This window comes from Bacillus sp. BK450 (genome assembly GCF_004364885.1).
GTDB lineage: Bacteria > Bacillota > Bacilli > Bacillales > Bacillaceae > Bacillus > Bacillus safensis.
The window spans coordinates 348,581-372,166 of the sequence record NZ_SOBQ01000002.1 but is presented as its reverse complement, the minus strand read 5'-3'; the positions used below and the strand labels follow the sequence as shown (position 1 = coordinate 372,166).

Genomic DNA, 23,586 nt, shown 5'->3' with positions numbered 1-23,586 from the left:
AATATAAGAGTTGTGCAATTTTTTGCAACGGAAAAATATGGTGTGCAAATTTTTTCATATAAAGGGGTAACGGGATGCAGAGAGTCTTGATTGTCGGTGCAGGACAGGGTGGATCAGCATTGCTTGAAACATTGCTGAAAACAAATACGATTCAAATCATTGCGATTGCCGACCTTGATCTTGAGGCACCGGGGATGGTAGAAGCGAAAAAAAATGGAATTGATACGACAACGGATTGGAAAGAATACATAAAAGATGACATTGATATCATCATCGAAACAACAGGCAGTTCAGCAGTGCTGAAAGAACTAATTGAAAAAAAGCCAGAGCACGCAGTCATTGTTCCAAGTTCAATGGCTTACGTGATATCAGAATTAATGTCAGAAAAACAGCAGCTAATCCAAATGTTAAAGGAACAAACCTATAAGCATGACCGCATTTTTAATGCAACGAACGACGGGATGATTTTTATAAACATGAATGAAGAAGTCGTCCTGTTTAATCGATCAGCGGCCAAAATGGTTGGATGTTCGCAAAAAGATGCGATTGGCCGTCATATACGAGAAGTGATCCCAAATACAAAGCTTCCCGACATTTTAAGATCGAGAGAGCCAGAATTTAATCAAAAACAATTTCTGAATCAGCAAATACAAATTGTTACAACGCGTTTGCCAATTATTGATGACGCGGGGAGAATGCTAGGTGCTTTATCCATCTTTAAAGATATTACAGATGCCGTTGAGCTTGCGGAGGAAGTAACCAATCTTAAAGAAGTGCGAACGATGCTGGAGGCGATCATTCAATCGTCGGATGAAGCCATATCAGTTGTTGATGAGCAGGGAAAAGGGATCTTAATCAACCGGGCTTATACGAAAATGACTGGATTAACAGATAAAGAAGTTGTGGGGAAGCCAGCAGGTGCAGATATTTCTGAAGGGGAAAGCATGCATTTGAAGGTACTTGAAACAAGAAGACCCGTTCGAGGCGTCAGAATGAAAGTCGGACCGAATAAAAAAGATGTGATTGTCAACGTAGCGCCAGTCATTGTTGATGGCATTTTAAAAGGCAGTGTCGGGGTCATTCATGACGTATCAGAAATTCAATCACTCACAAATGAATTAAATAAAGCAAGGCAGCTCATCCGTACACTTGAAGCAAAGTACACATTTGAAGACATCATTGGAGAGAGTGAGCAAATGCTTGTGGCGCTAGAGCAGGCGAAGCTAGGCGCGAAAACGCCAGCCACCATTTTACTCCGGGGAGAATCAGGCACTGGAAAAGAGCTGTTTGCGCACGCTATTCATAATGAAAGTGACCGGAAATATAATCGCTTTGTACGGGTCAACTGTGCAGCCTTATCTGAGACCCTTTTAGAGTCAGAGCTTTTTGGCTATGAAGAAGGAGCGTTTTCTGGTGCAAGGCGAGGCGGGAAAAAAGGGCTGTTTGAAGAGGCGAATCAAGGCAGCATTTTTTTAGATGAAATTGGCGAAATGACGCCAAGTACACAGGCGAAGCTGCTTCGTGTGATGCAGGAGAAAGAAATAGTAAGGGTAGGCGGAACAAAGGCTATACCGGTCGATGTTCGTGTGATCACGGCGACAAATGTCAATATTGAAAAAGCGATGGCGGAAGGAAAGTTCAGAGAAGATTTATATTATCGAATGAACAGATACCCGATCTCCATCCCGCCGCTAAGGCAGCGCCTTGAGGATATTGACTCGTTAAGCAAACGTCTCATCCAAAAGATCAATTTAGACTATGGACGGAACGTGAGCGGGTTAACGGAACAGGCACTTAATAGACTGCGATCATATAAGTGGCCAGGAAACGTAAGAGAGCTTGAAAATGTACTTGGACGAGCCATGATCTTTTTGAACCCGCAAGAAGAATGGATTGATGAAGGGCATATTTCTTTCATGGAGTCAGAAGATCAGGAAGAAAAAGAGCAGCAGGAACTGACTGTCAGTCAATTTGAGGGAGAGACGCTTTCGGATGCTGTTGAGGCATTTGAAGCGCAGCTGATTAAACAAACCCTTGAAAAGCATCAATTCAATCGCACGAAAACAGCGAAAACGTTAGGGATCAGTATTCGGAACCTTTACTATAAAATGGACAAATATCAACTTGCAAAAGATAGCATGCAATAAAATGCATGTAACCTGCAAAAGATTGCACGAATGTCATGCGAATTGCCTCATATTCACTGCATTTCAAACTGGCACGGAACTTGCATATAAAACATGAACCGAGCACAAGGAAAGGTGGGCATATATGAAGCTTGACGATCTGATTATGAAAGCCGCCCAGCTGCAGAACAAAACGGCGGCTGTGGCTCATGCAGAAGACGAAGAAGTGCTTCATGCCATCAAGATGGCAATTAAGCGAAAGGTCGCTCGCTTTCTCCTGGTTGGGAACAAACGCAACCTGAAGGAGCTAGTGAAGCAGCATGAAATCAATGAGGACTGGATCGATATTATTCATTCAGATTCTCCCGAAGAATCTGCCAAAATTGCCGTTCAGGCAGTGAGTGAGAAGCATGCAGATATTTTGATGAAGGGGCATGTCCCGACAGCCGTTCTTTTAAAAGCGGTACTGAATAAAGAATATGGGCTCAGGACGACAAGTGTCCTATCGCATGTTGCGGCATTTGAAGTACCGGGCTTTGACCGCTTTATTTATGTCACGGATTCTGCGATGAACATCGCGCCCGATTTAAATATGCTGAAAGAGATTACGATCAACTCTGTTCAAGTAGCACAAGCTGTCGGAAACGACATGCCAAAGGTTGCAGTGCTCTCTGCGGTGGAGGTCGTGAATCCGGCAATGGATTCAACTTTGACTGCGGCAAGTCTTGCGCAAATGAACCGGCGGGGGCAAATTTCTGGATGCCTGATTGATGGGCCTCTTGCTTTAGATAATGCCATTTCTCAAACGGCAGCTTCTCATAAAAATATTACAAGTGATGTAGCCGGCCATGCAGATATTTTGCTTGTGCCAACAATTGAGGCAGGAAACATTCTTTATAAATCTCTCATCTACTTTGCACATGCGAAGGTGGGAGCTGTGGTGGCAGGAGCGAAGGCGCCGATTGCTTTAACAAGCCGGTCTGATTCAGCTGAAAGTAAGCTTTATTCAATTGCGCTTGCCATCTGTACATCAAATTAAGCGGAAGCAATAGGAGGAATAACACAATGGAACTTTTTAAATATATGGAACGATACGATTATGAACAGCTTGTATTTTGTCAGGATGAGCAGTCTGGTTTAAAAGCCATTATTGCGATTCATGATACAACACTTGGGCCGGCACTAGGCGGAACGAGAATGTGGACGTATGAAAACGAAGAAGCAGCCATTGAGGATGCACTGCGTCTAGCAAGAGGAATGACTTATAAAAACGCAGCAGCAGGACTTAATCTTGGCGGCGGAAAAACGGTCATCATCGGTGATCCGAGAAAAGACAAAAATGAAGAAATGTTCCGTGCATTTGGACGTTATATTCAAGGGCTGAATGGCCGCTATATTACAGCAGAAGATGTCGGTACAACGGTAGAAGACATGGATCTCATTCATGAAGAAACCGATTTTGTCACAGGGATCTCTCCTGCATTTGGTTCTTCTGGAAATCCGTCTCCCGTCACTGCTTACGGTGTATACAAAGGGATGAAAGCCGCTGCCAAAGCTGCATTTGGGACCGATTCATTAGAAGGAAAAACAATTGCCGTCCAAGGCGTAGGAAATGTCGCTTACAACTTGTGTAAACATCTGCATGAAGAAGGCGCGCAACTCATTGTCACAGATATCAACAAAGACTCTGTCAAACGTGCTGTTGAAGACTTTGGCGCAAAAGCAGTCGACCCTGACGATATTTACGATCAAGCATGTGATATTTATGCACCGTGCGCACTTGGTGCAACCATTAACGATGTGACCATTCCTAAGTTAAAAGCAAAGGTGATTGCAGGTGCTGCAAATAACCAGCTAAGAGAAACGCATCACGGAGACCTTATCCATGAGATGGGTATTGTATATGCTCCTGACTATGTGATCAATGCAGGCGGTGTGATTAACGTGGCTGATGAGCTTTATGGCTATAATGCAGATCGTGCGATGAAAAAAGTCGAAGGCATTTATCAAAATATTGAACGTGTGATTGAAATTTCAAACCGTGATGCCATTCCAACTTATAAAGCGGCAGACCGATTGGCTGAAGAGCGAATTGAAAGAATGCGCAAATCAAGAAGTCAATTCTTGCAAAATGGTCAACATATTTTAAGCCGTCGCTAATTTGAAGAATGAGTTGAAACGGAGGTTTTGTTTTTGCTGACAAAAGAATGGCGTATTCTCACGATTAATCCTGGCTCTACTTCAACAAAAATCGGTGTGTTTCATAATGAACGGTCTATTTTTGAAACGACACTTAGACATACAGATGAGGAATTAAAGCAGTTTCCTCATATCATTGATCAATTTTCTTTCCGCAAAGAAACCATTTTGAAAACACTGCATGAACAGGGGATGAATATCTCAAAGTTTGATGCAGTCTGTGCGCGCGGCGGTCTCCTTCGTCCGATTGAAGGAGGCACATATGAAGTCAATGAGCAAATGGTGGAAGACCTAAAAGAAGGATATGCCGGCCAGCACGCATCCAATCTCGGTGGAATCATCGCGAGAGAAATTGCACTTGGCCTGAATATCCCAGCTTTTATTGTCGATCCAGTTGTAGTGGATGAACTAAAACCAATTGCTCGTATTTCAGGGCTGCCAACGATCGAAAGAAAAAGCATTTTTCATGCATTAAATCAAAAAGCGGTCGCAAGAAAAACAGCGGCTTCTTTTGGAAAAAGTTATGAAGATTTGAACATGATTATTACTCATATGGGCGGCGGTATTACCATTGGTGTTCATGAAAAAGGAAAAGTCATCGATGTGAATAACGGTCTGCATGGCGAAGGTCCTTTCAGCCCAGAGCGTGCGGGAACCCTGCCGACAGGTGATCTTGTGAATCTTTGTTTTTCGGGGGAGTATACCCAAGAAGAAATGCTCAAACGCATTATTGGTGAAGGCGGGCTTGCTGGCTATCTTGGCACGACAGACGCTGTGAAAGTGGAACGCATGATTGAAGCGGGTGATGAGCGGGCGGCGCTCATTTATGAAGCGATGTGCTATCAGATTGCCAAGGAAATTGGTGCGGCTAGCGCTGTCTTAAAAGGAGCAGTTGACGTCATTGTATTAACAGGCGGACTTGCGTATAGCAAACAAATTACGTCAAGTATTCGCGGCTATATTGACTGGATTTCAGATGTTGTTGTGTTTCCAGGTGAAAATGAGCTGCAATCGTTAGCAGAAGGTGCGCTTCGTATTTTAAAAGAAGAAGAATCACCGAAAGAATACCCAAATGATCAACAGGAAAAGAAAGGAGTGACAAGTCATGGCAACTGAATATGACCTCGTCATTCTTGGTGGAGGCACAGGCGGCTATGTAGCGGCCATCCGTGCCTCACAGCTTGGATTGAAAACAGCAGTTGTAGAAAAAGAAAAGCTCGGCGGAACATGTCTTCATAAAGGCTGCATCCCGTCTAAAGCGCTGCTCAGAAGTGCAGAAGTTTATCAAACCGTCAAACGCGCAGCTGATTTTGGTGTTGAGGCAGGAGGCGTTGCCTTGCAATTTGCCAATGTGCAGAAAAGAAAAACAGAGATGGTCGAAAAACTAGCAGGCGGCGTCAAACATTTAATGAAACAAGGAAAAATTGATGTATATGAAGGGATCGGCCGTATTCTTGGCCCATCTATCTTTTCGCCAATGCCAGGAACGATCTCCGTAGAAATGGCAAATGGAGAGGAAAATGAAATGCTCATTCCAAAGCAGGTCATCATCGCGACAGGATCAAGACCGCGTGTGCTGCCAGGGCTTGAAGCAGATGGAACACACATCCTCACTTCAGATGATGCACTTGAACTGCCAGAGCTTCCGCAGTCAATGCTGATTGTGGGGGGCGGAGTGATCGGAATCGAGTGGGCTTCCATGCTCAATGATTTTGGTGTGAACGTCACTGTGCTTGAGTTTGCAGACCGCATTTTGCCAACAGAGGATCATGACATTTCTAAAGAAATGGAAAAGCTATTATCTAAAAAAGGCATCACTTTTGTGACTAATGCGAAGGTACTGCCAGATAGCGTAGAAAAGCAGGAAAATCTCGTGACAATTCAAGCGGAAAAGGATGGAGACATTCAGACGTTTGAAGCGGAAAAACTCCTTCTTTCAGTCGGCAGAGTACCTAATATCGAAGGCATAGGTCTTGAAAACACGGACATCCAAACCGAAAAACAAGGCATTGTCGTGAATGAACATTATCAAACGAAAGAATCGCATATTTACGCAATAGGAGATGTCATTGGCGGGCTTCAGCTGGCACACGTCGCTTCACACGAAGGTATGATTGCTGTAGAACATATGGCTGGAAAAGATCCAAAGCCGCTCGATGAAACGCTCGTATCTAAATGTGTTTACTCTCACCCAGAAACTGCAAGTGTTGGACTCACTGAACAGGCCGCAAAAGAGCAGGGCTTTGAAGTCAAAATAGGGAAATTTCCATTTATGGCGATTGGAAAAGCGCTTGTGTACGGGGAGTCTGATGGATTCGTCAAAATCATTGCCGATCAAAAGACAGATGATATTTTAGGAATTCATATGATTGGTCCTCATGTAACAGATATGATATCTGAAGCTGGATTAGCCAAAGTACTTGATGCAACCCCGTGGGAAGTGGGGCAGACGATACACCCGCATCCGACCTTATCAGAGGCGATTGGTGAGGCAGCCCTTGCTGTTGACGGGAAGGCGATCCATTTTTAATCAAGGAGGGAAACATGATGAGTAACATGCGTCATCAGGAATTAGGATTATCAGATGAACAAGCAATTGATATATACAGAACAATGCTTCTAGCGAGAAAAATCGATGAACGGATGTGGCTTTTAAACCGTTCCGGGAAAATTCCATTCGTCATTTCTTGTCAAGGGCAGGAAGCGCAGCAAGTCGGCGCTGCATTTGCTCTTAATAGAGAAGAAGATTACGTCTTACCTTACTATCGTGATATGGGGGTTGTCCTTGCTTTTGGGATGACAGCAAAAGATTTAATGATGTCTGGTTTCGCAAAACAAGACGATCCAAACTCAGGCGGAAGACAAATGCCAGGGCATTTTGGGCAAAGAGCAAATCGAATTGTGACCGGATCTTCACCTGTAACAACGCAGGTTCCTCACGCGGTGGGAATTGCCCTTGCTGGACGATTAGAGCAGAAAAACTTTGTCAGCTTTGTCACGTTCGGTGAAGGCTCATCAAACCAAGGTGATTTCCATGAAGGCGCAAACTTTGCTGCTGTGCATAAACTGCCTGTTATTTTCATGTGTGAAAACAATAAGTATGCGATTTCCGTGCCATATGACAAACAAGTAGCCTGTGAACGCATTTCAGATCGTGCGATTGGATATGGGATGCCTGGTGTCACTGTAGATGGAAATGATCCGCTTGAAGTATATGCTGCTGTCAAAGAGGCGAGAGACCGTGCGGCTAGAGGCGAAGGCCCGACATTGATTGAAACAATCTCTTACCGTTTAACTGCGCATTCAAGTGATGACGATGATTCAAGCTATCGAGAAAAAGAAGAAGTGCTCGAAGCAAGAAAGAAAGATCCGCTCATCCAATATGAAACGTATTTAATCGAAGGAAACGTCATGACTTCTGAAATGAAAGAAGAGATGACAAAAGAAATCATGCAAATCGTAAACGAAGCTACTGATGAAGCGGAAAACGCGGCTTATGCTGAGGCAGAAAGCGCACTTCGTTACGTGTATGCGGAGTAAGGGGGAAGAAAAATGCCTGTTATATCATATATAGACGCTATTACACTGGCGATGAAAGAAGAAATGGAGCGAGATCCGAAAGTGTTTGTGCTCGGAGAGGATGTCGGGAAAAAAGGCGGCGTATTTAAAGCGACAGCGGGTCTTTACGAGCAATTTGGAGAAGCGCGCGTCATGGATACACCTCTTGCAGAATCAGCCATTGCAGGTGTAGGTATTGGGGCAGCGATGTATGGAATGCGCCCAATTGCAGAAATGCAATTTGCGGATTTCATTATGCCTGCAATCAACCAAATCATTTCAGAGGCTGCAAAAATTAGATACCGTTCAAATAATGATTGGAGCTGTCCAATGGTCATCCGCGCACCTTACGGGGGTGGAGTACACGGGGCACTTTATCATTCACAATCGGTCGAAGCTATTTTTGCTAACCAGCCTGGTTTGAAGATTGTGATGCCTTCTACACCTTATGATGTCAAAGGTCTTTTAAAGGCTGCAGTGCGTGATCCAGATCCTGTATTGTTCTTTGAACATAAACGTGCATACCGTCTGATTAAAGGAGAAGTGCCTGAAGAGGATTACACTCTTCCGATTGGAAAAGCAGATGTGAAGCGTGAAGGCGATGATATCACGGTCATTACATATGGCCTTTGTGTCCATTTTGCGCTGCAAGCAGCAGACCGCCTTGCAAAAGACGGCATTTCCGCTCATATTCTCGATTTGAGAACAGTGTACCCGCTTGATCAGGAAGCGATTATAGAAGCGGCTTCTAAAACAGGTAAAGTGCTTCTGTTAACAGAAGATACAAAAGAAGGCAGCATTATGAGTGAGGTTGCGGCGATCATTTCGGAGCATTGCTTATTTGATTTAGACGCACCAATCAAACGTCTTGCTGGACCAGATATTCCGGCAATGCCTTATGCGCCGACAATGGAGAAATTCTTCATGGTCAACCCGGATAAGGTAGAAGCTGAAATGAGAGAGCTGGCGGCGTTTTAAGAAAGAGGAGGGTTTCAAAGTGGCAATTGAACAAATGAAAATGCCTCAGCTAGGTGAAAGTGTAACAGAAGGAACCATTAGCAAATGGCTCGTTTCACCTGGCGATCATGTGAATAAATACGATCCGATTGCGGAAGTCATGACGGATAAAGTGAACGCAGAAGTCCCGTCATCTTTTACAGGAACGATTACAAAGCTATCGGCTGAGGAAGGCGAAACGCTGCAAGTAGGAGAAGTGTTCTGTGAAATTGAGATAGAAGGAAGCGAGCAGCAGAGTGTGAAAGAAGAAGCAGCACCTGAGCAAAGCGAAGCGCCTGAAGCAGATCAAACAAATGAGAATCAAAGTCAAAAGAAACGTTATTCTCCAGCCGTTCTTCGTTTAGCAGATGAGCATAGCATCGATTTAGCGGCTGTTCAAGGTACGGGAGCAGGCGGCCGAATCACTAGAAAAGATTTGCTGCAGCTCATTGAAAACGGCGGCGTTAAAGAGAAGACAGCACCTGTCAATGAACGTGCCGTTCAACCGGAGCCTGTGCAGTCTTCTCAAGCAAAAGCGGCACCTGCCGTCCCTTCTATGCCTGGTGATGTTGAGCTGCCAGTCACGCCGATCCGTCAGGCAATTGCGGCCAATATGCTGAGAAGCAAACATGAAATTCCGCATGCTTGGACGATGATGGAAGTCGATGTGACAAATCTAGTGACAAGAAGAAATCAGCTGAAGGATCAGTTTAAAGCAAAAGAAGGCTTTAACTTAACGTTCTTTGCGTTCTTTGTCAAAGCAGTGGCTCAGGCTTTAAAGGAATTCCCTGAAATGAACAGCATGTGGGCCGGAGATAAAATTGTGCAAAAGAAAGCAATCAATGTTTCGATTGCTGTCGCTACAGATGACGCGCTTTTTGTTCCAGTCATTAAGGATGCGGATGAAAAGACCATTAAGGGCATCGCCAAAGAAATTCATGAGCTGGCGTCTAAGGTGAGACAAGGAACGCTCAAGCAAAGTGATATGGAAGGCGGTACATTCACTGTCAACAACACAGGATCATTTGGTTCAGTACAATCTATGGGAATCATTAATTATCCGCAAGCGGCGATTTTACAAGTAGAATCGATCGTGAAGCGTCCAATGATAGTAAACGGAATGATTGCGGCAAGGGACATGGTCAATCTTTGTCTTTCATTAGATCACAGAGTACTAGATGGTCTTGTATGCGGCAGATTCCTTCAGCGAATTAAACAAATCCTTGAAGGCATCGACGAGCAGACATCTGTTTATTAAAACAATATTTTCCCCCTCCCGGCATGAGAGGGGGATTTCCACATCTAGGAGAAAGGAGCGATGATATGTCTGGACTAGATTTTTTTGCTTTTCTAACGATTGGTCTCATGTTTATCACAGCGATTGCCTTCGCTTTTCTGCGGTACATTTCTAAATCACGCAATCATCCTGAACGATTACTGCTTATCATATCGATCGTTTCAATCATTCAAATCGTGTACTGTCTGCTGATTGTCGGCGGATTTAAAGGAGCAGCCAATAGCTTTTTAGGAATATCACTTCTCGCCGGGACGCTTCTCGGATATGCACTTGAATATTTATACAGACGATATATCAAAAAAACGCCCGAATCAAAATGATGTCGGGCGTTTTTTTATTCCTCTGGAACAATAAAGGTCAAATGCTGTTTTAACACTTCTAAAGAAGAAGGGGCTGTCATATAAACCTCACCATCTGTATCAGCATCCATTTCCTCTTTTGTGTGGATATGAATACTGGACGCTTGAATGAGAGACAGATCGCCGGTGAAATCCTCCAGCTCCTCCCGGTTCATTGAGAAGATTTCTTTTAAAGCAGAGAAACTCGTATTTCTGCAAATTAAGATTTCTGCTTTTCCATCATCAATGGCTGAATGAGGCAAATCAATTTTATTTGTACCGATAAAATGTCCATTCATGACAAGAACGATGACGGCTTCCTCTTCCCAGCTTTCCTCTTCTGTCTCAATACGTACGTGAAAAGGATCTGTTTGCTGCAAGGTGCGCAGCGCACTTGTGAAGTAGCTGATTTTGCCGAGTACGGCTTTTTCCTTGTCGTTAATATTGTTGGACGTATCTGCGATCAGCCCAATTCCCCAAAAGTTTAACACGTATCGATCTTCTGCTTTGATTAAGTCGACCTTTTTCTCTTTGCCGTCTACAATCATTTGAGCGGCTTTCTGCATTTGTTGAGGAATACCTAGTGTTCTAGAAAAATCATTGCATGTCCCGCCTGGTAATATCGCTACAGTGGGCCTTTTTTCTAAACCGCCAATGCCGTTCATGCATTCATGCACGGTACCATCTCCGCCTAATATAATGAGCAATTCCACCGTCTCATCAATTTGACGGCAGAAATTATAAGCATCATTTGGCTGCTTTGTTGGTTTCAAAATGAGTTCATCAATATGTATAGAAAGAAGAGGCACTGTTTGACCGAGTGTTTTTTCCATGTTTTTTTGTCCAGCATTTCCATTATAAATGAGCATCGCTTTTTTGAATTGTGCCATCACGCAGTTCTCCCTTTCATCTCTTTATCATCACTTTTCCCCAATTTGACAGCTCATAAACGATGTTCGGAAAAAGAGGCGGGAGGAAAAGACAACACATTTGCCCGCAGGCGTTTTCCTTGATATGATGGAGTTAAAATGGTTATGGTACGCAAAAGGAGTGGACGGACATGAATATTGATTTTAATTTATTTATGAATGATATTGTGAAACAAGCGAGAGAAGAAATTAAGCAGGCAGGCTACACTGAGCTCACGTCAGCTGAAGAAGTAGACGAAGCACTGACTAAAAAAGGAACGGCACTTGTCATGGTGAATTCAGTATGCGGTTGTGCAGGTGGTATTGCAAGACCAGCTGCCGGCTATTCTGTTCATTACGATAAGCGTCCAGATCAATTGCTGACAGTGTTTGCTGGGCAGGACAAAGAGGCAACAGCAAGAGCCCGTGAATACTTTGAAGGCTTCCCGCCATCTTCACCATCTTTTGCCTTATTAAAAGATGGAAAAATCATCAAAATGGTCGAGCGTCATGAAATTGAAGGGCACGAGCCAATGGAAGTCGTGTCAAAACTACAAGCGGCTTTTGATGAGCATTGCGAAGAAATCTAACATATGACTTTTGGTTGAATAAATATAAAGCAGTCCGGTCTTTAGATCGGTCTGCTTTTTGTTTTATAAGACAATAGAATCAAAATAATTTTAGCAAAATACTATTGCATCTTAAAAAGAAAGTGTTTAAAATACATTATAGTGAATAAATATTCAAATCAATACATGATTTTAAATACTGGGAGGCATCATCATATGAAAAAGTGGTTATTATTACTTATGACAGCTGGTCTTGCAGCTGCACTCGCAGCATGCGGAACTTCTTCTAATAATTCAAACGCATCAGGAGATGACAAGACACTCGTTATGGCGACATCAGCAGATTATCCGCCATTTGAATCAAAAGACGGAGATAAAATTGTCGGTTTTGATGTAGATCTTGCAACAGCACTAGCGAAAAAGAACGGCTACAAGCTAGAAATTCAAGATATGGACTTTGCTAGCCTTGTATCAGCCCTCAAAACAAACAAAGCTGATATTGTCCTTGCAGGAATGACACCTACAGAAAAACGTAAAAAGCAAGTTGATTTCTCTGATGTTTATTACAATGCTAAAAACTTGGTTGTATCAAAGAAATCTAGCGGTATTAAGGCAGAGAAAGATTTAAAAGACAAAACAGTCGGCGTTCAATTAGGTTCTATTCAACAGGATGAAGCGAATGGACTGCAAAAGAAATATAACCTAACAGTTGAAGACCGTAATAAAATTTCTGATATCATTCAAGAGATTAAAGCAGGCCGTTTTGATGCAGCAATTATTGAAGATAAAGTAGCTGCTGGTTACTTAAAAAAGGAAAAAGACTTCCAAGCATTTGGATTGAACAGCTCAAACGAAGGTTCAGCCATTGCATTCAAGAAAAACAGCGACTTAACAGCGAAATTCAATAAATCATTAAAAGAAATGAAAGATAATGGCGAACTTGATAAATTAATTAAAAAATGGTTTGCTGATGAAAAGTAAGTCAGGAAAAGGATCAGCGTCATTCCAGAAAATCAAGTAGAAAAGCGCTGAAAAGTTCAACTCATGTTGAACTTTTTTCCTGTTTTGTATGAAGGCAGAAAAAAGGAGAATGTCATGTTTGATTTTAAAGATGTAATACCTCAGATGCCCTTTATTCTAGAAGGACTTAAGGTCACGCTTTCTATAGTAGTGGTATCCCTTTTACTTGGATTTATCTTAGGAATTTTATTAACGCTTTGTAAAATTAGTGTGTTTAAACCGCTCATTTGGCTTGCAGATTTTTATACGTCAATTTTCCGAGGCACACCGCTTGTGCTTCAATTGCTCATTATTTATTTTGGTCTGCCTCAGCTTCTTGGGTTTCAAATCGACCAATACTGGGCTGCTGTAGCGGCATTTTCACTCAACTCGGCGGCATACGTATCTGAAATTATTCGTGCGGGTATTAATGCCATTGATAAAGGTCAAAAAGAAGCAGCCGTTGCTTTAGGCATCCCTTATGCTAAAATGATGAAGGACTTATTGCTTCCGCAGGCGTTTAAAAATATTTCACCTGCACTTGTGAATGAGACGATTACACTGACAAAAGAATCAGCGATTGTAACAGTCATCGGACTGGGTGATGTCATGAGACGAGCCTATCAAGCAGGGGCCGTCACGTATAATTATCTTGAACCGCTTATTTTTGCGGGTCTTATCTATTATGTCATCGTGCTTATTCTCACCTTTGTCGGCAAATCGGTGGAAAGGAAGTTAAAATCAAATGATTAAAATAGAGAAACTCACAAAATCTTTTGGTAAAAACGAAGTTTTAAAGGGGATCGACACCACCATTAAAGAAGGGGAAGTTGTTGCGGTTATTGGACCATCTGGTTCAGGAAAATCGACGTTCCTCCGCTGCATGAATTTACTTGAAAAGCCGACTTCTGGTGTCATTACGATTAAGGACACCGAAATCACCAATCCAAAAACGAATGCACTAAAAGTGCGTGAGAACATCGGAATGGTGTTTCAGCATTTCCATCTGTTCCCGCATAAAACGGTGCTGGAAAATATCACGTATGCGCCAATGAATGTGAAGAATCAATCGAAGGAAGACAGCATCAAGCAAGCTGAAGACCTGCTCAAAAAGGTAGGGCTTTTAGAGAAGAAAGATGATTTCCCGAACCGTCTGTCAGGCGGTCAAAAGCAGCGTGTAGCGATTGCGCGTGCGCTTGCGATGACACCAGACATTATGCTGTTTGACGAACCAACGTCTGCTCTAGATCCAGAAATGGTCAAGGAAGTATTAGAAGTCATGAAAGAGCTGGCTCAATCTGGAATGACACTCGTCATCGTCACACATGAAATGGGCTTTGCAAAAGAAGTGGCTGACCGCGTGATCTTTATGGATGATGGGAAAATTGTAGAGGATGCAAACCCTGTGCAATTTTTTGAATCACCGTCTTCACAGCGCGCAAAAGACTTTTTACAAAAAATATTATAAAGAAATAAGAGAAGGAGACTTAACATCTCCTTCTTTTTTTGATTATAATGGGGAAAGTAAAAAAAGTTCATCATTTCACAAAAGTGAATGGAAACAAGACAGAAAAGAGTGAATCACATCATGTTTAAAATCGGCTACCGAACGCTGAAAACAGCATTAGGAACAGCGATCGCTATTTATATTGCACAATTGCTTGGCTTGCAAAATTATTCAGCTGCCGGGATTATTACGATCCTGTGTATTCAGGTGACAAAGAAAAGATCCCTCTTAGCATCGGGAGCCCGCTTTGCAGCATGCAGTCTTGCTATTTTATTTTCTTATTTATTTTTCGATCTGATTGGGTATCATCCTTTTGTGATCGGTTTGATGCTGCTTGTCTTTATTCCGACAACGGTTTTGCTTCGAATTAAAGAAGGGATTGTCACAAGTTCAGTCATCATTCTCCATTTATACATGTCTGGCGGGATTACCCTGCATCTCATCTGGAATGAACTGCTGCTGATTACCATTGGTGTTGGGGTAGCGCTGATTATGAACCTCTATATGCCAAGTGTTGATAAAAAACTTAAACGCTACAGCGAACAGATTGAAGCCAACTTTGCTAAAATCTTTGAGGAAATCGAGCAATACTTAATGACAGGGAAACAAGACTGGACAGGAAAAGAAATACCAGAGACACATCAATTGATCAAAGAAGCGAAAGCTCTTGCATATCGTGATGTTGAAAACCATGTATTAAGACATGAAAACCTGTATTACCATTATTTCAACATGAGACAAAAGCAATTTGAAATCATTGAGCGTGTGCTGCCCAAAATTACGTCGATCTCCGTCACAACGGAGCATGGACAAATCATTGCAGAATACATTAGAGACTTACGCGAACATATTCACCCGGGGAACACAGCGCATAAGTTTTTAAGACGTCTCATTGATATGAAAGAAGAGTTCGATGCACTTCCGCTACCGCAAACAAGAGAAGAATTTGAGGCAAGAGCGGCACTCTTTCATTTCCTCGGTGAAATGGAACAATATTTAGTACTGAAAAGCTATTTTAAAGGGATGAAAGAATAGAGACGCATGAGTTCCTCCTTCATTGGTCAATCTAATGAAAAAGGAGGAGCCTATGCGTCTTTTATTTTATACCGTACTGACCATGTCCCTTTCACCTATCTGGCCGCTTGGACAAAACCCGCTTCCAGGTGACCCGTATGTCATTATTAATAAACAAACGAATGAACTTGCCTTCATTGATCAAGGAAAAATCCAAAAAGTATATCCTGCTTCAACAGGAAAAACAGCGGATTTAACGCCAGAAGGTGAATTTACGATTATGATCAAAGCGAAAGATCCCTATTATAGAAGAAAGAATATTGAAGGGGGTGCAAAGAATAACCCTCTTGGGCGAAGATGGATTGGATTTGATGCACGAGGAACAGATGGCAGAACCTACGGAATTCATGGAACGAGTGACGAAACATCGATTGGGAAATTTATCACAGCAGGCTGTGTAAGGCTTCATAATCAAGATGTAGAGCTTTTGTTTGATCAGCTTCCAATTGGCACCAAGGTATGGATTACAACATCAAGCGATTCCTTTGAAAAGCTTGCCAAAGACAAACAGGCCATTCGTTGATATCGCGAATCACCTGCTTGTCTGCCTTTATTCAAACCTTATAAAAAGGCTGCTGCTCCTGCTAAAAGTGAAGAAACTAACAGCAGGCTAATCATAAGCAATACCATAAATTTCATGAATTTTTGAGACATATCGCACCCCTATAACCGAAGATTTTTGCGACAAGCGCACTTGCCTTTATTTTATCTGGTTTTTTCATATGCGACAAGTGATCAGCAAAGGAAGTGAACGGATGAACCAAATCGATCATATTGCCATTGCCGTCTTTTCTATTAAAGAAACATCTCAAACGCTTCATCAGCTATTTAACTGGCATTTTTCAGATATACAAGAGATTCCTGAGCAGGAGATTAAAGCGTCCTTCGCTTCACTTGATGATCTGCACATTGAATTAATTGAGCCCATCTCAGCCCGCAGTAAACTACATAATTTCTTAACAAAAAGAGGAGAGGGGCTACATCATATTGCGCTAAAGTCGGGTGACATTCAGGCTGATCTTAGCCGTCTCGATCACCTTGGCGTGCAGCTTCTCCAAAAAACAGCACAGATGGGCGCCAGCGGAAAGCAGATTGCCTTTATTTCACCTAAAGAAACGTCAGGTGTGTTATTTGAATTGTGCGGGTCCTTGAAAGGAGAGAAATATTGCGATGAATGAATCGTTCAATGACTTGTCTGAATGGCGGAAGAAAGCGTTAATGGGCGGCGGCGAAAAACGAGCAGCAGCTCACAGAAGCAAAGGAAAGCTGACGGTTCGAGAGCGGCTGCATGAACTTCTTGACGAGGGCAGCTTGATGGAAATTCAGTCATTTGCAACAGGCGGTCTGTCAGAGCATGTTGGTGACGGCGTCGTCATTGGAACGGGACTCATTCACGGTAAGCCTGTCTGTGTTTATGCACAAGATGCAACCGTATATGGGGGCTCATTAGGCGAAATGCATGCAAAAAAAATTGTCTCTTTAATGGATCTGGCAGCTAAAAATCAGATGCCGGTCATCGGTCTAAAAGACTCAGGTGGTGCGAGAATTCAAGAGGGTGTGGTATCATTAGAAGGATACGGACAGATTTTCAAACGGAATGTGCTGTACTCTGGTCGAATCCCGCAAATATCAGTTATTTTAGGTTCATGTGCTGGAGGTGCAGTTTATTCTCCTGCATTGACTGATTTTGTCTTTATGACAGAGCAAACAGCTCACATGTTTTTAACTGGTCCGAAAGTAATAGAAAAGGCAACAGGAGAAACGGTCTGTCCTGACCGTCTTGGCGGTGCAAGTGTTCAGCATCAGACGAGCGGGAATGTGCACTATACTGGGAAAGATGAGAAGGACGTGTTAGAAGCGGTTCGAACTCTTTTAACGTACATACAAACGAAACAGCAGGCTGTCACACGCGCTGGGGCACGAAAGCATGATACCGCCGATCCAGGCAGCATCTTGCCAAAGGATCCATCACGAACTTATGATGTCAAACAAGTGGTGACAGCGATAACCGATCCAGACTCATTCTTTGAAACGCAGCCTTGTTTCTCAAAAAATATTGTCACAGGTTTTGCCAGATTACAAGGAGCCTCCATCGGTGTTGTTGCCAATCAGCCAAAGGTGCTGGCAGGCAGCCTTGATCTTGACGCTGCCGATAAAGCGGCCAGGTTTATTCGATTTTGCGATGCGTTTCATATTCCGATCTTAACCCTTGTGGACGTTCCTGGTTTTTTACCAGGAGAAAAAGCCGAGCATGCCGGAATTATCCGCCATGGGGCAAAGCTTTTATATGCGTACGCTGAAGCAACCGTTCCAAAAATCACTGTGATTTTAAGAAAGGCGTTTGGCGGTGCATATGTCGCGATGAATAGCAAGGGCTTAGGAGCTGACTTTGTTTATGCATGGCCAGACGCCGAAATTGATGTCATGGGGAAAACGTTCGCAGACGAAATCGTTCATCCTGCTTCGCGCAAGTCTGAAAACAAACCAAGTGTATGGAAAGCGGCTCAGGCAGGTCTGATAGATGATATTTTCATGCCAGCTGAAACGAGAGAGCGATTGATCCGCTCATTTGATGTGCTTCGCAGTAAGGAAGAAGATAGACCGTTAAAAAAGCATGGCAACATGCCGCTATAAGAGGAGGAGCATCATCATGATCAATGAAAAACGCTTACTAGACGAATTTTTAGAATTAGTTCAGATTGATTCAGAAACAAAACACGAAGAGAAAATTGTTGAAGTATTAAAAGAAAAATTCTCGCAGCTTGGTCTAAAAGTGGTTGAAGACGATTCAAAAGCGGTAACAGGCCACGGTGCAGGCAATCTTGTCTGTACTTTAGAAGGGAATCAAGAGGCAGATACAATTTATTTCACTTCCCATATGGATACAGTTGTACCAGGGAATGGCGTAAAACCAGTCATTGAGGACGGCTATGTGAAAACAGATGGAACAACGATTCTTGGTGCTGACGATAAAACAGGACTTGCTGCTATGTTTGAAGCGGTCCGTGTGCTGAAAGAGAAAAATTTACCGCATGGAACAATTGAATTTGTGATCACAGCAGGCGAGGAATCAGGACTTGTTGGAGCAAAAGCGTTAGATCCGAATTTGATGACAGCGAAATACGGCTATGCCCTTGATTCAGATGGCAAGGTTGGCACGATTATTGTAGCTGCACCAACACAGGCAAAAGTACGCGCAACGATTTACGGAAAAACCGCTCACGCAGGTGTCGCGCCAGAAAAAGGTGTGTCTGCGATTACCATTGCATCAAAAGCAATTGCCAGCATGCCGCTTGGCCGGATTGATGAAGAAACAACGGCGAATATCGGCCGTTTTGAAGGCGGAACACAAACGAATATTGTGTGCGATCAAGTCGATATTTTGGCGGAAGCACGCTCTTTAGAACCAGCAAAAATGGAAGCTCAAGTAGCGAAGATGAAAGAAGCCTTTGAAAAAACCGCTAAAGAAATGGGCGGAAGTGCCGATGTACAAATTGACATCATGTATCCAGGCTTCAAATTCTCACACGGCGATCAAGTCGTAGAAGTGGCGAAAAAAGCGGCAGCAAAAATTGGCCGTCCTTCAGAACTGCAGACGAGCGGCGGAGGCAGTGATGCAAACGTCATTGCAGGCAACGGCGTCCCAACTGTCAACCTAGCTGTTGGATATGAAGATATTCATACGAAAAATGAGAAAATGCCGATTGAAGAATTAGTCAAAACAGCTGAAATGGTTCTCGCCATTATCGAAGAAACGACAAATCCATCGTAAAGGCAGGAGACTCTGTGAGCACGCAAAAGATTATTATTTTTCAGGTGGGGCAAGAGGAGTTTGGCATCAGTGTAGAGCATATTCGTTCGATAGAGAAGGTCCCTTACTTACAAGAAGTATCGAACCTTCCAAAAGAAATTAAAGGGCTGATGTCATTAAGAGGAGAGGTCATTCCTGTCAGTGACACAGGCGTGATGCTTCACGGAAAGCCTCTTGATGTGAACGAGCAGTCCAAGGTGCTGCTATTTGAAGTAAACGATCAAATGATTGGCTGTCTTGTCTCAGATGCAAAAGATATCATCGATATCGAGCAAAGCGAGATCAAGCCATTTCATATGAACACGAAGGCATCTGAATATTTCTTCGGCGTTGTGGAGAGAGAAAACAAAATGATTTTACAAGTGGACCCAAATAAGTTCCTTGGAAAAATTGAGGACCTCGATCAATTGCCAGACCGGTTGAAAGAAGAATTGGCATAATGAAAAACCCCTTATCTAAAGATAAGGGGTTTATTTTTATTCAGCAGCTGGTTTGGCTTGTTCGTTAGCCGCAGCTTTCGTTTTTGATTTTTGGTACATGACATTTAAAATAATCGTTTGAATCGTGAGTAATAGTCCGCTTGTCATCCAGTATAAAGGAAGAGCAGCGGGTGCATTGATTGAAAGAAACAGCATCATGATTGGGAAAATCATGCCCATTACTTTCGCTTGCTTCAGCGCAGCCTCTGTCTGGGTGCCCGATTGCTTCGCATATTTTTGAGTGACATAAAATTGCAAGAAATACATAGCCCCTGCAAAGACTGCCACCAATAAATCGGTTTGTCCCAAGTTAAACCATAAGAACGTATGAGTTGCGATCTCAGGTGTTGAGCGGATCGCCGAGTAAAAGCCAAGAACAATTGGAATTTGAATCAGCATAGGCAGACAGCCCATTGCCAGCGGGTTCACATTGTTCTCTTTATATACTTTCATCATTTCCATTTGCAGTTCTTTTTGTTTTTCAGGATCTTTTGTTTTCTTCAGTTTGCTTTGTATTTGGTCAATCTGAGGTTTCACCAGTGCCATTTTTTCCTGCATGACTCGTTGCTTCTTAAATTGGTTCGCAAAAAGCGGGAAAATCAGCAGGCGGACAATCAAGGTGACGAACATAATAGATAAACCATAATCATCATGGAAAAAGTTCGCAAGCCAAATGATCAGCTCAGAAAAAGGCTGAACAAAATAATGATGGAAAAACCCATCAGAGCTCGTATTCGTTTGCGCACTCGCTGCAAATGCAGGTGACGCAATCATCATCAAACAAAAAGTCGTAAAAACAGTCAATAAACGTTTCAATTCGTTTCCTCCTCATGATTAAAAAAATTTAATTAGTGAGAGGAAGCGAATGGTCTTCATCATCATTAGATGATCGTTTCATTCGAATGACTTTACTAATCCAAGTTGTAATGCGATCATATATGATAAACAGAAAGTCTGTTCGATTCAAGCAAGATGCGTCCAACTCTTCCAAACGATGTCCACCAAGATGTTCGTTCATACGGCAGTCTTTTAGCAAAAACGCAATGCCGATGGCCGTCAGCGCTGGAAGAATAATCGTAAAGAATTCAACAAGGAAAAAGACTTCATTGAATGTATCAATAATCATGATTATCACATCCATTTCATTACTCACAGTGTACTATACACATGGTTAAATGTCTAACAGAACCGTGTGTATTCTCCATTAAATAAAATTCCTTATTTTGTATAAAATAGTAATCGTCATCCAAACTTCATATTTCCTATCCTATAATGAGGGAGATGAAAAGAAATGGAGGTTTTGAATATGACAAGTATTTATCCAAAGTTTCGAGCAGCGGCGGTACAAGCAGCACCTGTCTACTTAAATTTGGAAGCAACCGTTGAGAAATCATGTGAACTGATCGACGAGGCAGCTTCAAATGGTGCAAAGCTTGTGGCATTCCCAGAAGCATTTTTACCTGGTTATCCTTGGTTTGCTTTTATTGGTCATCCAGAATATACGAGAAAGTTCTATCATGAATTATATAAAAATGCCGTTGAAATCCCTAGCTTAGCCATTCAAAAAATCAGTGAGGCTGCAAAAAGAAATGAAACGTACGTTTGTATATCATGCAGTGAAAAAGATGGCGGCTCCCTCTATTTAGCTCAGCTTTGGTTTAATCCAAATGGGGATTTAATAGGAAAACATCGGAAAATGAGAGCTTCTGTAGCAGAAAGACTCATTTGGGGGGATGGAAGTGGAAGTATGATGCCAGTCTTTCAAACTGACATTGGAAACCTTGGCGGATTGATGTGCTGGGAGCATCAAGTCCCGCTTGATCTTATGGCGATGAATGCTCAAAATGAGCAGGTACATGTAGCCTCTTGGCCAGGTTATTTTGACGATGAAATTTCAAGCAGATATTATGCCATCGCGACACAGACATTTGTGCTGATGACATCATCTATATATACGGAAGAAATGAAAGAGATGATTTGTTTAACGCAGGAGCAAAGAGATTACTTTGAAACATTTAAAAGCGGGCATACGTGCATTTACGGGCCGGACGGAGAACCGATCAGTGATATGGTTCCTGCTGAAACGGAAGGAATTGCTTACGCTGAAATTGATGTAGAAAGAGTCATTGATTACAAGTATTATATTGATCCGGCTGGACACTACTCCAATCAAAGTTTGAGTATGAATTTTCATCAGCAGCCCAATCCGGTTGTGAAACATTTACATCATCAAAAAAATGAAGTATTCACATATGAGGACATTCAATATCAACATGGTATACTTGAAGAAAAAGTGTAAATGAACGTGAAACCTTCTCTTTTTTAGAGAAGGTTTTTTGAGGAAAGATGAAATAAATCAATGTATAATCAAAAACAGCTGATCAAAATACAGGTAGACAAGAAAATGGGGTTATGCCAATGTCAAATATTATTTTTCATATAGACATGAATGCTTTTTATGCCAATGTAGAAATGGCGTATGATCCTTCTTTGCGAGGGAAACCTTTAGCCATCAGCGGAAATGCAAAAGAGCGTAAAGGGATTGTTGTGACGTGTAGCTACGAGGCAAGAGCACTAGGTGTGAAGCCCCCGATGCCCTTGTGGGAGGCGAAGCGGCTATGTCCGGGACTCATTGTCCGCACACCGAACTTTGACCGGTACCGCAGCTCCTCACAAGAGATGTTTACAATACTAAGAGAATACAGTGATTTAGTCGAACCTGTATCGATTGATGAGGGCTATATTGATTTAACGCATACGCCATATGCCGAGCATGCGGTAAAAACGGCTCATGATATTCAAACAAGGCTTGTAGAGGAACTGATGCTTCCTTCAAGTATCGGCATTGCACCGAATAAATTTTTAGCGAAAATGGCGTCAAATTGGAAAAAGCCAATGGGCATCACCATATTGCGTAAACGAGATGTTCCGAACATGCTCTGGCCGCTCCCTGCTGGTGACATGCACGGGGTTGGCCAAAAAACGGCAGATAAATTGAAAAAAATCGGAATTCATACCATTGAAGACTTAGCGAAAGCGAATGAGTATACGCTAAAAGAATTGCTTGGCATTAATGGACCGAGATTAAAGCAAAAGGCGAATGGTGAACATGACGGCATTGTGGATCCAGAAAGAATATACGAATTTAAATCCGTCGGCAATTCATCCACCCTGCCTCATGATTCTGATGATTCAGATGAACTTGTCACGTTAATTGATAAGCTATCACAATCTGTAAGTGCAAGGTTAAGGAGAAAAGAAGTAATGGCGAACCGGCTGCTCATCATGATTCGGTATGCAAGCTGGAAAAATATCACGCGAAGTGTCATGCTCACAAATCCAACGGATCGAAAGGAAGACATATTTGAAGCGGCAAAGCAGTTATTCCTTAAACATTGGAATGACCAGCCAGTGAGGCTCTTAGGTGTGACGGGGACAGACCTTGTCGAACGAAAAGCAGCTGTTAAACAGCTTGATTTATTTTCATATACAGAAGATGCAAAAGAAGAGCCTCTCCAAACCATTTTAGATGGACTGAAAGAAAAATATGGAAAGTCATTGGTGCAAAGAGGAATCACTATTAAGGAAAAAGAGAGCAAAACAAGCGGGACAAGTTTTAATAAAGATTTTTTTCAGGACGAAAGAGGAAATGACTAGCCTGAAAACTTGATAAAAGAGGTGATGTTGTGGTAATTTCAAAGGGTACATCATTTCAGCAGTAATCA

At 42.5% G+C, this 23,586-nt stretch carries 25 protein-coding genes; 21 read left to right on the top strand and 4 right to left on the bottom strand.

Annotated features, from left to right (window positions below):
* The first annotated feature begins 74 nt into the window (after positions 1-74).
* From EV579_RS07040 to EV579_RS07000, 9 genes are all read left to right on the top strand, one after another.
* Positions 75-2,147 (top strand): sigma-54 interaction domain-containing protein, encoded by a 2,073-nt coding sequence (locus tag EV579_RS07040; protein ID WP_133744186.1) that lies wholly within the window; start codon positions 75-77, stop codon positions 2,145-2,147.
* Positions 2,148-2,271: 124 nt separating this feature from the next.
* Complete coding sequence (gene yqiS, locus EV579_RS07035) at positions 2,272-3,165, top strand: phosphate butyryltransferase (RefSeq protein WP_024422929.1); 894 nt, start codon at positions 2,272-2,274, stop codon at positions 3,163-3,165.
* Between the two features lie 26 nt (positions 3,166-3,191).
* Positions 3,192-4,286 (top strand): branched-chain amino acid dehydrogenase, encoded by a 1,095-nt coding sequence (bcd, locus tag EV579_RS07030; RefSeq protein WP_003215658.1) that lies wholly within the window; start codon positions 3,192-3,194, stop codon positions 4,284-4,286.
* A gap of 33 nt (positions 4,287-4,319) precedes the next feature.
* Positions 4,320-5,441, top strand: coding sequence for a butyrate kinase (gene buk / locus EV579_RS07025; protein WP_024428016.1), 1,122 nt, complete (start codon positions 4,320-4,322; stop codon positions 5,439-5,441).
* Positions 5,431-6,855 carry a dihydrolipoyl dehydrogenase gene (gene lpdA, locus EV579_RS07020; protein ID WP_133744185.1) on the top strand — a complete coding sequence of 475 codons (1,425 nt, stop codon included), beginning with the start codon at positions 5,431-5,433 and terminating at the stop codon, positions 6,853-6,855. The genes buk and lpdA overlap by 11 nt, the downstream gene beginning before the upstream one ends.
* A 17-nt stretch (positions 6,856-6,872) precedes the next feature.
* Positions 6,873-7,865 carry a thiamine pyrophosphate-dependent dehydrogenase E1 component subunit alpha gene (locus EV579_RS07015; protein ID WP_122631085.1) on the top strand — a complete coding sequence of 331 codons (993 nt, stop codon included), beginning with the start codon at positions 6,873-6,875 and terminating at the stop codon, positions 7,863-7,865.
* 12 nt (positions 7,866-7,877) lie between these two features.
* A complete protein-coding gene (locus EV579_RS07010) occupies positions 7,878-8,861 on the top strand; it encodes an alpha-ketoacid dehydrogenase subunit beta (RefSeq protein ID WP_122631084.1) in 984 nt (327 codons plus the stop codon).
* Positions 8,862-8,880: 19 nt separating this feature from the next.
* Positions 8,881-10,137, top strand: a complete 1,257-nt coding sequence (locus EV579_RS07005; protein ID WP_133744184.1) for a dihydrolipoamide acetyltransferase family protein — start codon at positions 8,881-8,883, stop codon at positions 10,135-10,137.
* Between the two features lie 65 nt (positions 10,138-10,202).
* Positions 10,203-10,496, top strand: a complete 294-nt coding sequence (locus tag EV579_RS07000; RefSeq protein ID WP_024428019.1) for a YesK family protein — start codon at positions 10,203-10,205, stop codon at positions 10,494-10,496.
* A gap of 14 nt (positions 10,497-10,510) precedes the next feature.
* On the opposite strand, the gene EV579_RS06995 is transcribed toward EV579_RS07000, so the two are convergent.
* A complete protein-coding gene (locus EV579_RS06995) occupies positions 10,511-11,404 on the bottom strand; it encodes a YegS/Rv2252/BmrU family lipid kinase (RefSeq protein ID WP_133744183.1) in 894 nt (297 codons plus the stop codon).
* A 170-nt stretch (positions 11,405-11,574) separates the two neighbouring features.
* Between EV579_RS06995 and EV579_RS06990 the strand changes: the two genes are divergently transcribed.
* The 6 genes from EV579_RS06990 to EV579_RS06965 all read left to right on the top strand — a co-directional run bounded on the left by EV579_RS06990 (position 11,575) and on the right by EV579_RS06965 (position 16,094).
* On the top strand, positions 11,575-12,012 hold the full coding sequence (locus tag EV579_RS06990; RefSeq protein ID WP_024428021.1) for a BrxA/BrxB family bacilliredoxin: 438 nt from the start codon (positions 11,575-11,577) through the stop codon (positions 12,010-12,012).
* A gap of 195 nt (positions 12,013-12,207) precedes the next feature.
* Positions 12,208-12,972: a transporter substrate-binding domain-containing protein gene (locus EV579_RS06985; protein ID WP_024422920.1), complete on the top strand. Its 765-nt coding sequence runs from the start codon at positions 12,208-12,210 to the stop codon at positions 12,970-12,972.
* A gap of 114 nt (positions 12,973-13,086) precedes the next feature.
* Positions 13,087-13,743: an arginine ABC transporter permease ArtQ gene (gene artQ / locus EV579_RS06980; protein ID WP_133744182.1), complete on the top strand. Its 657-nt coding sequence runs from the start codon at positions 13,087-13,089 to the stop codon at positions 13,741-13,743.
* Entirely contained in the window at positions 13,736-14,458 is a 723-nt protein-coding gene (gene artM, locus EV579_RS06975; RefSeq protein ID WP_024422918.1) for an arginine ABC transporter ATP-binding protein ArtM, read from the top strand. Before artQ ends, artM begins: the two co-directional genes overlap by 8 nt.
* A 120-nt stretch (positions 14,459-14,578) precedes the next feature.
* Entirely contained in the window at positions 14,579-15,532 is a 954-nt protein-coding gene (locus EV579_RS06970; RefSeq protein WP_024422917.1) for an aromatic acid exporter family protein, read from the top strand.
* Between the two features lie 52 nt (positions 15,533-15,584).
* Entirely contained in the window at positions 15,585-16,094 is a 510-nt protein-coding gene (locus tag EV579_RS06965) for a L,D-transpeptidase (RefSeq protein WP_133744181.1), read from the top strand.
* A gap of 38 nt (positions 16,095-16,132) precedes the next feature.
* On the opposite strand, the gene prli42 is transcribed toward EV579_RS06965, so the two are convergent.
* Positions 16,133-16,225 (bottom strand): stressosome-associated protein Prli42, encoded by a 93-nt coding sequence (gene prli42 / locus EV579_RS19265; RefSeq protein ID WP_149126490.1) that lies wholly within the window; start codon positions 16,223-16,225, stop codon positions 16,133-16,135.
* Between the two features lie 101 nt (positions 16,226-16,326).
* Here prli42 and mce point away from each other — a divergent pair, with 101 nt between their 5' ends.
* From mce to EV579_RS06945, 4 genes are read left to right on the top strand one after another with little or no spacing between them, the layout of a single operon-like run.
* Positions 16,327-16,749, top strand: coding sequence for a methylmalonyl-CoA epimerase (mce, locus tag EV579_RS06960; protein WP_122631081.1), 423 nt, complete (start codon positions 16,327-16,329; stop codon positions 16,747-16,749).
* On the top strand, positions 16,742-18,205 hold the full coding sequence (locus EV579_RS06955) for an acyl-CoA carboxylase subunit beta (protein ID WP_122631080.1): 1,464 nt from the start codon (positions 16,742-16,744) through the stop codon (positions 18,203-18,205). Before mce ends, EV579_RS06955 begins: the two co-directional genes overlap by 8 nt.
* A 16-nt stretch (positions 18,206-18,221) precedes the next feature.
* On the top strand, positions 18,222-19,343 hold the full coding sequence (locus EV579_RS06950; protein WP_111292258.1) for a tripeptidase T: 1,122 nt from the start codon (positions 18,222-18,224) through the stop codon (positions 19,341-19,343).
* A gap of 14 nt (positions 19,344-19,357) precedes the next feature.
* The gene (locus EV579_RS06945) at positions 19,358-19,822 is read left to right on the top strand and encodes a chemotaxis protein CheW (RefSeq protein ID WP_024422912.1); all 465 of its coding nucleotides are present in this window, start codon (positions 19,358-19,360) and stop codon (positions 19,820-19,822) included.
* A gap of 36 nt (positions 19,823-19,858) precedes the next feature.
* Here the strand turns inward: EV579_RS06945 and EV579_RS06940 are convergent, their stop codons facing one another.
* The gene (locus EV579_RS06940) at positions 19,859-20,677 is read right to left on the bottom strand and encodes a membrane protein insertase YidC (RefSeq protein ID WP_024422911.1); all 819 of its coding nucleotides are present in this window, start codon (positions 20,675-20,677) and stop codon (positions 19,859-19,861) included.
* Positions 20,678-20,705: 28 nt separating this feature from the next.
* Positions 20,706-20,987 (bottom strand): hypothetical protein, encoded by a 282-nt coding sequence (locus tag EV579_RS06935; protein ID WP_024422910.1) that lies wholly within the window; start codon positions 20,985-20,987, stop codon positions 20,706-20,708.
* 180 nt (positions 20,988-21,167) lie between these two features.
* Between EV579_RS06935 and EV579_RS06930 the strand changes: the two genes are divergently transcribed.
* Positions 21,168-22,160 (top strand): carbon-nitrogen hydrolase family protein, encoded by a 993-nt coding sequence (locus tag EV579_RS06930; protein WP_024422909.1) that lies wholly within the window; start codon positions 21,168-21,170, stop codon positions 22,158-22,160.
* Positions 22,161-22,273: 113 nt separating this feature from the next.
* Positions 22,274-23,518 carry a DNA polymerase IV gene (locus EV579_RS06925; protein ID WP_034280775.1) on the top strand — a complete coding sequence of 415 codons (1,245 nt, stop codon included), beginning with the start codon at positions 22,274-22,276 and terminating at the stop codon, positions 23,516-23,518.
* Positions 23,519-23,586 lie beyond the last annotated feature (68 nt).